The 12942-nt window shown below is 36.2% G+C and carries 8 protein-coding genes; all 8 read left to right on the forward strand.

Annotation, left to right across the window (positions count from 1 at the left end; translation table 11 throughout):
- The first annotated feature begins 83 nt into the window (after nt 1-83).
- The 8 genes from C8D70_RS08850 (at nt 84) to C8D70_RS08885 (ending at nt 12876) form a co-directional block, all read left to right on the forward strand.
- A complete protein-coding gene (locus C8D70_RS08850; RefSeq protein WP_110367072.1) occupies nt 84-1439 on the forward strand; it encodes a T6SS phospholipase effector Tle1-like catalytic domain-containing protein in 1356 nt (451 codons plus the stop codon).
- 192 nt (nt 1440-1631) lie between these two features.
- On the forward strand, nt 1632-3560 hold the full coding sequence (locus tag C8D70_RS08855) for an ABC-F family ATP-binding cassette domain-containing protein (protein ID WP_110367073.1): 1929 nt from the start codon (nt 1632-1634) through the stop codon (nt 3558-3560).
- A gap of 149 nt (nt 3561-3709) precedes the next feature.
- Nucleotides 3710-4066, forward strand: a complete 357-nt coding sequence (locus C8D70_RS08860) for a hypothetical protein (RefSeq protein WP_181416109.1) — start codon at nt 3710-3712, stop codon at nt 4064-4066.
- Nucleotides 4067-4302: 236 nt separating this feature from the next.
- On the forward strand, nt 4303-6696 hold the full coding sequence (locus C8D70_RS08865; RefSeq protein ID WP_110367074.1) for a TonB-dependent receptor: 2394 nt from the start codon (nt 4303-4305) through the stop codon (nt 6694-6696).
- 18 nt (nt 6697-6714) lie between these two features.
- A complete protein-coding gene (locus tag C8D70_RS08870; RefSeq protein ID WP_076596370.1) occupies nt 6715-7302 on the forward strand; it encodes a hypothetical protein in 588 nt (195 codons plus the stop codon).
- 138 nt (nt 7303-7440) lie between these two features.
- Nucleotides 7441-8775, forward strand: coding sequence for a trigger factor (locus tag C8D70_RS08875; RefSeq protein ID WP_110367075.1), 1335 nt, complete (start codon nt 7441-7443; stop codon nt 8773-8775).
- A gap of 155 nt (nt 8776-8930) precedes the next feature.
- On the forward strand, nt 8931-9617 hold the full coding sequence (locus C8D70_RS08880) for a hypothetical protein (RefSeq protein ID WP_110367076.1): 687 nt from the start codon (nt 8931-8933) through the stop codon (nt 9615-9617).
- Between the two features lie 424 nt (nt 9618-10041).
- A complete protein-coding gene (locus tag C8D70_RS08885) occupies nt 10042-12876 on the forward strand; it encodes a M16 family metallopeptidase (RefSeq protein WP_110367077.1) in 2835 nt (944 codons plus the stop codon).
- The last annotated feature ends 66 nt before the right edge of the window (nt 12877-12942 follow it).

The raw sequence follows: 12942 nt of genomic DNA on the forward strand, positions 1-12942 counted from the left end.
TTCTGTTATTTTGGAATGTCTCTTTTAGGGATGTCAGTTGAAAAAACACAACAGGATCTTTAGTAAAAAATTAAAGTAGAAACATGAATGGTAACAGAGTGATTTCCGTCGGGATTTTCTTTGACGGTACAGGAAACAATGGGGTCAATATTCTTTCACCGGATAAACCGCTGAACAATAATGAAAGCTACTATGGTACTTTCAGCAATATCTATAAATTATACAGTCTGTTCCTTGGAGATCAAAAGATTTATATTGAAGGAATTGGTACTGTAACAGGGAATGAGGATAATAATTTTGCCATGGCGACATGTGCAAACCCGCCGTATGGAAGCGGATATTCATCTGATGATAAACTTCGGAAAGCCGGAGATTTTGTGCAAAAAACAGCAAGTGATGAGACTAAGGAATATCATTTCTACATCTATGGATTCGGGAGAGGAGGTATGCTGGCAAGAACTTTCGGTAATCAGCTTCTGACTTTTTATGCGGTAGGAAATTGCAGAATAAAATTTTTAGGACTTTTTGATACGGTAGAGTCCAAACCTTTCAATACTTATAATATGAAGATATCTTCACAGGTAGAAAATGTTTTACATTTCTGTGCAGTCAATGAGAGCAGGTTTTTCTTTCCGCTTACCGGTATTTTTGAGAATTCGAAAACAATGCAGGATCAGAAATCAGAAAATAAGCCATCAGTTTGGAAAGAAGTATTTGTCCCAGGAGATCATGCTGATATTGGAGGCGGCTATCTGGAAGGACCGCAATCTGTTTATATTTCTACAGATTTCATCAATGTTGATGATCTGCATAATTATGTTTCAGATATCAGAAATACAAAAACCAATGCTGAAGGAAATAAAATCTGGGATGCCTTACTCTCAGGATATAAAGTGGAAACGGTGGATGGCATTTCACGGGCGTATGTCTGCCGTGATAAAGTATACAATGACCTGTCAAAAGTATATGGAAAACTGATGATGGACGAGACCAATACCATATTGTCAGTATTTAGTACAGAAAATGAAGCCTACTTCGGAACAGATTATAATAAACATGCTTTTCTCAATAGATATTATATCAAAATGAAAGAATACCTGAGAGACCTTTCCGGAAACAAAAAGCCAATATATGATTTCGGAAGATTTGCAGATTATACTCATATTTCGTCAAACTTCGGATTGTATAGTAATAGTTTCCGGGATAGAACCCAACGTGAAATTAATATTGAGCTGATCAATAACGGATTAAATGTATCAAGCAGTACCTCCGTTGATGAAACAAGCCGGACAAAAAGGCTTTCCGTAGAACTTCATCTGCCGGAAGACAGCTTTGTTGCTGACTTTCTTTATGGAACAAACGTGCCCAATAATGATATCTGGGTTCGTTCCATTGTAAAAACGCCTGCAGCTGTTAGATTAAATGAATGGAAGAATTAGTGAAAACACTTCTCAGTTTTAAATTTAGGTTAGGGGACATCTTATGGTGTCTCCTTTTTAAAAGGTAACATCTGTCTTGATAGAAGGAAAATGCTCCGAAACTGGCTGCTTTTTTTATTTCTCGGCTATTCATTTCTTTTTCCGTATTTTTGCACCCGAAAATTCATTATTCATTACTAATTATTAATTAAGATGCTTTCGGTTCAAAGTTTAGGGTTACACCATTCAGGAAATTATTTATTTCAAAATGTCAATTTCACCATTAAAAAGGATGATAAAGTGGGTCTCGTTGGTAAAAACGGAGCCGGAAAATCCACTTTATTGAAAATGCTTTCCGGAGAAATTAATTTCTACGAAGGAGAGGTTGTGACGGAAGGTAGTGTTACCATTGGTTTCCTTAAACAGGATCTTGATTTTGTAAAAGGAAGAACGGTATGGGCTGAAACCATGCAGGCTTTTGAGCAGATCAATGCCTGGAAAGATGAACTGGAAGAGGTGAATCACCAGATGACAGTGAGAACTGACTATGAAAGTGATTCCTACACGGATCTGATTAATAAAATGACCGAACTGAATGACCTTCTGATGAATCATGATGCCTACAATCTTGAAGGCGATATGGAAAAGGTATTATTTGGTTTAGGATTTAAAGCCGATGATTTCCAGAAAATTACTGATGAATTTTCCGGAGGGTGGAGAATGAGAATCGAATTGGCAAAACTGCTTCTTCAGAAGAACGATATTATGCTTCTCGATGAGCCTACCAACCACCTGGATATGGAATCTATCATCTGGCTGGAGAACTTCCTCAAAGATTATCCGGGAGCTATTGTTCTGGTAAGTCACGATAAACAGTTTATGACAGCGGTATGTAACCGTACTTTTGATATCAACAACAAAAAAGTTGACGACTATAAAGCGAACTATTCCAAATATCTTGTCATGAGAGAAGACCGCCGTGAAAAACTGATTCAGGCTAAAAAAAATCAGGATGCGGAGATCAAACAGATGGAAGATAACATTAATAAGTTCCGTGCAAGTGCTACCAAAGCTTCTTTTGCACAGTCACTTATTAAAAAATTAGATAAGATTGAACGTATCGAAGTGGATAACGAAGACGTTTCAAAGTTCAACATCCGTTTCGTACAATCTATGGTTCCGGGGAAAGTAATCTTTGAAGCCATCAATCTTGGAAAAGCATATGGGCAGAAGCAGATTTTTGATGATGTAGATTTTATCGTTCAGAGAGGAGACAGAATTGCTCTTTTAGGACAGAACGGACAGGGGAAAACAACGTTAGCCAAAATTTTAGCAGGAGATATTAAAGATTATTCCGGAACATGGAATCTTGGGCATAATGTTAACATCGGATATTTCGCTCAGAATCAGGAAGAGGTTTTAACGCCTAATAAAACAGTTCTGGAAGAAGCAGAAGATGCAGCAACAGAAGAAACAAGACCAAGAGTAAGAGATTTATTAGGATCTTTCCTTTTCCAGGGAGATGCTGTTACTAAAAAGACAAAAGTACTTTCCGGAGGAGAAAGAAACCGTCTGGCACTTTGTAAACTGTTACTTCGTCCTTTCAACACACTGATCATGGACGAACCTACCAACCACCTGGATATCCAGTCTAAGGAAATTATCAAGCTGGCACTGCAGAATTTTGAAGGAACTTTAATCGTAATCTCGCACGACAGGGAATTCCTTCAGGGATTGTGTGATAAGATCTACGAATTCCGTGACGGAAAAATGAAAGAATTCCTGGGAGATATCAATGAATATCTTGAGTACAGACAAAAGGAAACCATCAGAGAGATTTCTGCAGAAAAAGCTAAGCTTCACAGCGAAGTAAAGGTAGAACCTAAGAAAGTGGAAGAAAAACCTGTAGTAACGAGCAGTCAATCTTCAAATATTGTAAGTAAAGAGCAAAAAAATATTCAGAATAAAATTAAGAAAGTGGAAGAGAAAATTTCCGAGCTTGAAACAAAAGTAGAGCAAATGGAAGCTTCTTTTGCCAAAGAAAATCCTTCAGATGAAACCTTAGAACAATACAATAAAACTAAGGAAGAGCTGAATACAGCTTTACAGGAGTGGGAATATCTTGGAACACAACTGGATTAAATTTAAAATATAAATGCTTCATCAACTCAATAGGATGAAGCATTTTTTTGTAACAAAATCGTACTCATTTCTACCTATTGTCAACAATCATTAAGTAATTTAATAAAAGTTTAAAGGAAACAATTAAATTATTTTCATAATTTTGAACCATGATTATTAAAGAAAGCAGAAACCTAAAGAGTTTTATCTCCAAGCTGTTGTTTGGAGTATATTTCCTCGCGCTGCTTTCTCAAAGCTTTCACCATCACGATTCTGTAGATTATTTTAAGGCTTTTCATCTTAAAAAAGCAGAGAATACGATGACGAAAGCCGTTACTAAAGAGAAAGCTGGCGACTGTCTGGCCTGCCACTTTTTGGTTACCGGACATACATTAGCTCCTGAAGAATTCGCTTTTACTGTTGAGAATTACAGCCATGAGGTAAAACAAATTATCGCCGTTCAGGAGAAAATCTGGTCACAGACCAAATTCACCTTCCAGCTTCGGGGACCGCCCGCAATTGCATAATTCATAGATTCTATAGGGTTTAAAGTTTTGTACTTTAAAATTCAATGTTTAAAGTTTAAAGTTGTTGGGAAAAACACCTGATAATCTGTAATTGATATTTAAATAATGTTCAATTTCTAATTTTCAGATCCTAACTTCTTACAACGAATGCATTGTACTATCAAAACTAACCCTTCCCACAAATTTTAACGAAAAATGTACCCTGTTGAAAAGGGTACGCAATCAATCTATTTACAATGAAATTGATATATTGCCTGCTGCTGATCTTTTGTGGATCAGTATTTACAAGTGCACAAAAAACGTATACTGTAGAGGGAACCGTTCAGGATTTCCATGATAAAACATTGCTGGAAAATGCAGTGATTAAAATCGGGAACTTTACAGCCAAAACAGACAAGAAAGGTAAATTTTCTTTAGATAAAATTCCTGCAGGGAAGTATACACTCATTGCACAACATCCGGATTGTGATGATTATACTGAAAATATAGGAGTCTATCAGGATGTACATCTGGTTATTACGCTGGAGCATCACGTCAAAGACATTGAGACAGTGACCGTTCACGGAAGCCACAAGAACAATGGAAGCATGGTGGTGAAAACACTTGATAAATCAACGCTTTCAAGAAATGTCACCGAAAACTTAGGGAATTTATTAACCAATATTTCCGGTGTCAATGTTCTTAAAACCGGAAATAATATCGCTAAGCCTATTATTCATGGTCTTTATGGAAGCAGAGTTTCCATTCTTAATGATGGGGTGAAGCTGGCTGAACAAGAATGGGGAGTAGAACACGCTCCTAACGTGGATGTCAATAATTTTGAACATATCGATGTGATCAAAGGAGCATCTGCTTTGAAATATGGAGCGGGTGCTGTAGGTGGAGTCGTTGTTTTACAACCTCAGATTTTACCAAAGAAAGATACTATTATGGGAAATGTTTCTCTTTCCGGAATTTCAAACGGAAGAGGGGCTGATCTCAATGTTAAGCTTGCAAAAACCTGGGAGAATGGCTGGGCCATCAAAACCAATGGAAGCTATAAAAAGCTGGGGGATCTTGAAGCTCCTGAGTATGGTTTGATGAATACAGGGCTTGAGAGTTCAGGATTTAATTTCGGTGTACAGAAGATGACATTTGAAAAAGGTTTTTCATTTGATTACTATCTGACGAAAAGCACAGTCGGAATCCTTAGAAGTTCTCACGTAGGAAACTCTGAAGATCTGCGTAATGCTCTTACATCTCCGGAACCAATTTATCAGAGAGGTTTTAGCTATGATATTGACAATCCTAAACAGGAAATTGAACATCATATCGCTAAAGTTTCGGCTTACAAAAGGTTTGAAAATTTTGGAAAAATAACGGCTACTTACAGCTTTCAGTACAATCATAGAAAAGAGTATGATATCAGACGTACAGAAGCTTTGAGTAAAAAACCGGCATTGAATCTTGAGCTGATCACCAACGATCTTAATGTAAATCACCTGATAGAAAGAGGAAACTGGAATCTTGAAACAGGGATTAACGCAGGGTATCAGAACAACTATTCCAATACGCAGACCGAGGCAAGACGTCTTGTCCCGAACTATGACAGATATTATGCAGGAATCTATTCTGTACTAAAATATAAAATTGCGCCGGAACTGGATATTGAACTGGGGGGGAGATATGATTACGATCATTATGATGTAACAAAATGGTTTGGTCTGAGCGACTGGAATAAAAAATATGCGGCAGATTATTCAAATTTTGTAGTAAGAATAAACCAAAACAGAATTCTTACCAAGCCATCATTAACGTATAATAATGTTTCAGTAAACGGTGGAATTGTCTATCACCCATCCGAATATTTTAACCTGAAATTCAATTACGCCAGAGTTTCAAGATCTCCAAATATCGCAGAGCTTTTTGCAGATGGGCTTCACCATTCTGCAGCGATCATTGAGAGAGGAAATATGAGAATGAAGAGTGAAACCGGAAATCAGTTTAATTTAGTGGCAGACATAAAAGCAAATGTCCTAAAAGGATTGAACATTTCTGTAAACCCATATTTCTTTTATACTCAGAATTTCATCAATCAGATTCCTACAGGTTATCTGAATACACAATGGGGTGGAGCTTTTGTAGAGTATAGTTATCAGCAGATCAATGCAAAAATGTATGGACTGGATATCGATGCTCAGCTTAAAATTACAGATAATCTGACTTATAAAGGAAGCGGTTCCTATGTATATGGGCAGGATACTACTCATGATGTGCCGCTTATTCTCATGATGCCGCCGAATTTTAACAATTCCTTGGAATTCAGTAAAAAAGAATGGAAAAACTTCTATTTCACAGTGAGTAACAATACTTATCTGAAACAGACAAGATTTCCTGTTTATAACGTTCCGATCAGATTATTCGATTCTGACGGAAATCCTTACAATGAAGAAGTGGATATTTCTACACCTCCAAACGGATATTCCCTTTGGAACCTTCAGACAGGGGTGAATCTGTCTAAAAATTTCGGAATTGATTTTTCAGTCCGAAATGTATTCAATACGTCGTACAGAGATTATCTGAACAGACTTCGTTTCTTTTCCAACGAAATGGGAAGAAACTTTATTTTAACTCTTAAATATCAATTTTAATTACTTAAAATCAAAAACATGAAAAATATTTTTAAAAATACAACGCTTATCTTAGGACTTTTATTCTTAGCCGTTTCTTTAAGCTTAACATCGTGTAACAGAAGCGATGATGAAGCAGATGATCTTCCTCAGGAAGAACTGTCAGATGTTCTTTTAAAAGTAACGGATGAAGCTACAGGAGTTCCTGTAGTTTATGATTATCAGGTGAACAGTACCACGAACCCTAATGTTAAACTGATCAATGGCCACACTTATAATGTAGAAGTTATTTTCAAAAATGGTGACGAAGATGCTACTCAGGAAATTAAAGAAGCAAAAAATGAACATTTCCTGGTATACAACTTTCCAAACTCAGATATCACCTTAACCCGTACAGATGATGAATCTTCCAAAAGAGATGACGGAAACCGTGTTGGGTTGAAAACAAAATGGGTGGTCAATACTGCTGTAAAAAATGCTTCTGCACCTAGTCAGCTGGTTCTTACATTATTCCATGAGCCGGTAACAGTTTCTGAAGCTTCTGCTGTTAGTGGAAACGGAGTGATTTACGGAACTCATACAGGAGGTGAAACAGATGCACAGGCCAACTACAATATTATTAATTAATATACCTTTAATCTTGTTTGGACCACCGGAATTCTCCGGTGGTTTTTTATTTAACAATATTTGGCGTTATAAGTTGATTTTAAATGAGTTTTTTTCATAAAAAATTCCTATTTTTGCAACCTAAAATTTTAATCAATAATGAAGGTTACCGCACAAAACCATGATGACGTAAGTGCATTGCTTACAGTAACATTGGAAAAATCTGACTACAAAGAAAAAGTAGAGAAGCAGTTGATTAATTATGCTAAAAATGCGCAAGTTCCTGGATTCAGAAAAGGGAAAGTGCCTTTGAGTATGGTTAAAAAACAATATGAAGCAGGTATTGCATTTGAAGAAATCAACAGACAGGTTTCTGATGCTTTAAACAACTATGTTAATGAAAACAAATTAAGATTAGTTGGTCAGCCTGTTCCTCAGCCAGTAAACGAATTAGATTACAATGCTGATCAATTAGAAGTTGCTTTCGAAGTAGGATATGAGCCTGAATTCACTATAGATTTAGCTAAATATGAAGCACCTCATTACAAAGTAGAAGCTTCCGATAAAGAAATCAGCAAGAGTATTGAAAACATGCAGAAGCGTTTCGCAGAGCAGGTTCCTCAGGATAAAATCACTAAAGATTCTTACATTGCTTTAGAAGTTTCTCAGGTTGTGGAAGAAGATGCTGAAGGAGAGCACCACCACCACCCAAAAAACCTTACCATCACAGCTGAAAACAAAGAAGCTTTCAAATTGGTAAAAGGTTTGAAAATGGAAGGTTCTGTAAAAGTAACGAAAGAAACTCTTGCAGGTGACGAAGAATTAGCTAAAGAATTAGGATTCAGCAAAGAAGAAGTTGAGCACCTGCACCACAATGAATTAGAAGTTAAAGTGAAAGATTTCTATTCATTAAAGTTGGCTGAACTTAATCAGGATCTTTTCGACAAAGTATACGGAGAAGGAAACATTAAATCCGAAGAAGAACTTAAAGATAAAGTTAAGACTGAATTAGACGAGTATTTCCAACAGAATGCTGATGTTCACTTCGTGAATAAAGTATTAGAACAAGTAACTGAGAAAGAAGAAGTAAAACTTCCTGAATCTTTCCTTGTGAAGTGGTTATTATTCTCTAACCAGAATATCCAGTCTGAAGATCAGGCTAAAGAAATTCTTGAAGCCGAGAAAAACCAGTTGAAATATCAGATCATCGAAGGTAAATTGATGACTGAAAACGAAATTAACCTTGACTATGCTGATGTATTGGCTCAGGCTGAACAGTTAGTAAAAAACCAATTGGCTATCTACGGAATCCACCACTTAGGAGATGAAGAAATCCAGAAATATGCTGTTGAAATGTTGAAAGACCAGGAGCAGGTAAGACAAATTTCTTCTGAAGTAGCGATGGCTAAACTGAAAGATGTAATTCTTGAAAAAGCGAGCAAAAAAGAAACTAAAATTTCTCACGACGAATTTTTAGAAGAACTTAAAAAATAATTATAGTCAGATATAAATATTTGAAAACCGTCAATTCTTTGGCGGTTTTTTTATGATGTAAATATTCATCACTCATCATTCATCACTTATCACTCATCATTTATCTGTATGTCCGCCAATATTCCTATATTTACCCTTTAAACTTTATTATAAATATGAAAAAGATCATTATTCCGTTTTTCTGCGCTGTACTTTTCTCAGTACCTGCAGCAGCTCAGAAAAAAGCGGCTGCATCTGCTAAAACAGAAGCAGTGAAATCAAAACTTACACCTAAAGATGTTGTTGATAATTATTTCAAAGCATTAGGTGGAAAAGATAAACTGGACGCTGTAAAATCTACTATTACTGATAACACAGTTGCTGTGCAGGGAATGGAAATCCAAATGACCACTAAGAAATTAGGGAATAAATTCAAATCTGTACAATCTTTCATGGGTAAAGAAATGGTGCAGCTTTTTGACGGTGAGAAAGGATATTTTGATCAGATGGGAACTAAAACAGATATTCCTGCTGACAAAATTGCAGACCTTAAAAAAGGAAAACCAATGGATGCTTTAGCATTTGATGCGTCTAATTTCCAGACTATATCTACAGAAAAACTTGATGGAAAAGACTATAATGTATTGTCTTCAGACAAAGGAAAATTTTATTTCGATGCTGGAACAGGACTTTTATATAAGACGGATGCAGGGGAAGGTAAAGCAACCATTAAAAGCTATATGGCTGTAGATGGAATACAGTTTCCGGCTGAAGTAGAAGCTGAGGGAGGAGGTCAGAAAATGACAATTAAAACGAACAAAGTGGTCATCAATTCCGGAGTTTCGGATGCCGATTTTAAGTAAAAATTGCTTTTTAAGAGATAAAGAACCGGGAATTTCCCGGTTTTTTAGTATAGAATATGTACCCGAAAAGCACATAAGCTCGCTGAAAGTGCTATTGCGTTGTTTTAGAAATAGGTTGATAACTGAATTTTTTTAATTAAAATGATAAAACCATAGTACGATATAATATTTTTTTTGTTTTAGAAAGGGAATATCATAGTGGATTTACCATAATTTAAGAGTAAAATAAGAAAATAACATTATTTTTAATTAGTCTATTTTAACTAATTGATGAATTTTTTTAATTAAAAATCAATTTAAGTAACATAAAAACAATAATTTGTTTTCATTTTATTATAATTACATTTTTTAACTTGAATTTAACCCTCTGGCAAAGCCTCATCGCTGGGAGAATTAATATTTTTGAAAGGTCAAAATAATGTAGATGAAAAGAATGTTATCTTCGTTTTCAGTCATCTTCCTGATGTCTGTCAATATGTATGGACAAAACATCCCTGTGGATCCGTCCTTAAGAATTGGTACTCTTTCCAACGGAATGAAGTACTACATCAAAAAAAATGCTTTACCTGAGAAAAAAGTAGAATTCCGTCTGGCGATTAATGCCGGATCTATTCTTGAAGACGAAAATCAAAGAGGGCTGGCTCACTTTATGGAGCACATGAATTTCAATGGAACCAGGAATTTTCCGGATAACAAATTAGTAGATTTTTTACAGTCGATTGGGGTAAAGTTCGGTCAGCACCTTAATGCTTCTACAGGTTTCGATGAAACGGTTTACATGCTTCCTGTTCCGTTGGATAAACCCGGTAATCTCGATGCAGGACTGAAAGTGATGGAAGACTGGGCATTTAATGCGACACTTTCTGACGAACAGATCAATAAAGAAAGAGGAGTGGTACTGGAAGAACTCAGATTAGGTCTTGGACCTGATAAAAGAATGATGGATAAATACCTTCCTAAGCTTTTATACCAATCTCAATATGCAGAAAGACTTCCTATTGGTAAAAAAGAAGTAATTGAAAATTTCAAACCTGATCTTATCCGAAAATTTCATCAGGATTGGTACAGGCCCGATCTGATGGCAATTGTTGTAGTTGGAGATATCAATATAGATGAAATCGAGAGAAAAATTAAGGATAATTTCAGCAAATATAAAAATCCTTCAAAACCTAGAGAAAGAAAATCTTTTGATCTTCCGAATCATGAAGAAGCAATGGTAGCTATTGAAACTGATCCTGATGCAACAGGTTCAGGAGTACAATTCATCATCAAAGATTCTGAAACGTACCAGCCGGATGTAACGGTTCAGCAATATGATCAGAGTATTGTAGAAAGTCTTGTGAATATGATGCTGAACAGCAGATTGGCAGAACTGGTTAACTCTACGAATCCACCCTTTACTTATGGATCTGTTTACCACGGAGGAACTTATGCAAGAAGTAAAGAAGCATTTCAGGGAGCAGCAGCTACAAAAGACGGCGATCAGCTGAATGCACTGAGAGTCCTTTTGGAAGAAGTGGAAAGAGCAAAAAGATTCGGATTTACCCAATCTGAATTGGACAGAGCAAAAGATCAGATGCTTTCATCTTATGAATGGGCCTACAACAACAAAGACAAAAACGAAAGCGGTGATCTGATAGATGGTTATGTGAACAATTTCTTGAGACAGGAGCCCATACCTGGGATTACATGGGGATATGAGCATATTAAAGAAATCCTTCCAACCATAGTACTGGAGCAAACCAATGGAATTATCAAAAAGTTTGTAAAAGATGACAGCAGGGTAATCGTCATTACAGGGCCAAAAAAAGATAATATTAAAATGCCGACAGAGGCTATGGTGCTGAATACATTTGATACTGTTAAAATGGCTGATCTTAAACCTTATGAAGAAAAAACTAAAATTGAAAGTCTGATAAAACCTTTCAAATCTGATGGAAAAATAACAAAAACGGAAACGGATGCCAAATTAGGAACAACCACCTGGACATTAAGCAACGGAGCTAAAGTAACCTTCAAAAAAACAGATTTTAAAGACGATGAAATTGTTTTTGCAGGAATAAGCCTGGGAGGTGTTTCTGTCATTCCGGATGCTGATTACAATACAACAAAATTTGCATTCGATGCTTTGCTGGAAGCTGGATTAGCAGGTCTTTCCAAGACAGATCTTACCCATTATCTTGCAGGAAAACAGGTAAGTGTAAGCTCTTATGTAGGTGGTCTTACAGACGGGGTCTCCGGAACAAGTTCGAAAAAAGATCTGAAAACAGCTATGGAATTGATTTATGCCTGTTTTACAGACTTGAATTACAATCCCGAATCATTCAGCGCCTACAAAACAAAGAAATCTTCAATGCTGGCGAATGTAGATTCAGATCCGCAATATTATTTCTCCAATGAATATTCCAAATTTATCAATCAGAAAAACCCAAGATTTACCAGCCTTGAACCTACCGAAAAAGATTGGGCAAATACAGATTATAAAAAAGCCTATGATATCTACAAACAGAAATTTGCCAATGCAGGTAATTTCCACTTCTATTTTGTAGGGAGTATAGAGGAAGGGCAGCTTAAAAATGAAGTTCTGCAGTATATTGCTTCACTTCCTGCAACAGGAAAATCATCTACATTTAAAGATACAGGTTACAGGCCACTGAAAGGAGGATACACAAAAGTTTATAAAAAAGGAAAAGAGCCGAAGAGTCTTGTAACAATTTCTTACAATGGTGAAGCGCCTTATAATGAGAAGGAAGCTTTGGCGCTTTCAGCTCTTGGAGAAGTAGCTACGATTAAAGTTCTTGAAAAACTGAGAGAAGACGAAAGCGGTATTTACAACGGAGGTGCAGGAGGAAGTTTCAGTAAAGTCCCATATAGTGCCTATGATTTTAATATCAATTTCCCTTGTGGTCCTGAAAATGCAGATAAGCTTACCAAAAGTGTAATGACCGAATTACAGAAATTAATAGATAAAGGACCGGAACAAAAGGATCTTGATAAATATAAAGAAGGAGAATACAATGAATATCAAACCAGCCTTAAAGACAATGGATTCTGGCTGCAGGGCATTGCCCAAAATCAATTAGACGGAAGTGATCAATATGCTATTCTGAATTACCAGGATAAAGTAAAAGCACTTACTGTAAAAGACCTCCAGGATGTTGCAAAAAAATACCTCACAAAGGAAAAAAATATAGCGATACTAATGCCGGAAGACGGATGGGAAAAAGTTAAAAAAGATGAACCCAAAAAGCAGGAATAGTGAACTAATTCATTTTTTCTTTACCGTAAGCAATAAGAAAACCGCAGATCTCTCTGCGGTTTTTAT

Origin of the sequence: Chryseobacterium sp. CBTAP 102, from assembly GCF_003201365.1 — a bacterium.
GTDB lineage: Bacteria > Bacteroidota > Bacteroidia > Flavobacteriales > Weeksellaceae > Chryseobacterium > Chryseobacterium candidae.

Bases quoted from the DNA above. Each gene is read 5' to 3' on its own strand.
- C8D70_RS08850 (WP_110367072.1), top strand. From the start codon at position 84: ATGAATGGTAACAGAGTGATTTCCGTCGGGATTTTCTTTGACGGTACA.
- C8D70_RS08855 (WP_110367073.1), top strand. From the start codon at position 1,632: ATGCTTTCGGTTCAAAGTTTAGGGTTACACCATTCAGGAAATTATTTA.
- C8D70_RS08860 (WP_181416109.1), top strand. From the start codon at position 3,710: ATGATTATTAAAGAAAGCAGAAACCTAAAGAGTTTTATCTCCAAGCTG.
- C8D70_RS08865 (WP_110367074.1), top strand. From the start codon at position 4,303: ATGAAATTGATATATTGCCTGCTGCTGATCTTTTGTGGATCAGTATTT.
- C8D70_RS08880 (WP_110367076.1), top strand. From the start codon at position 8,931: ATGAAAAAGATCATTATTCCGTTTTTCTGCGCTGTACTTTTCTCAGTA.
- C8D70_RS08875 (WP_110367075.1), top strand. From the start codon at position 7,441: ATGAAGGTTACCGCACAAAACCATGATGACGTAAGTGCATTGCTTACA.
- C8D70_RS08885 (WP_110367077.1), top strand. From the start codon at position 10,042: ATGAAAAGAATGTTATCTTCGTTTTCAGTCATCTTCCTGATGTCTGTC.
- C8D70_RS08870 (WP_076596370.1), top strand. From the start codon at position 6,715: ATGAAAAATATTTTTAAAAATACAACGCTTATCTTAGGACTTTTATTC.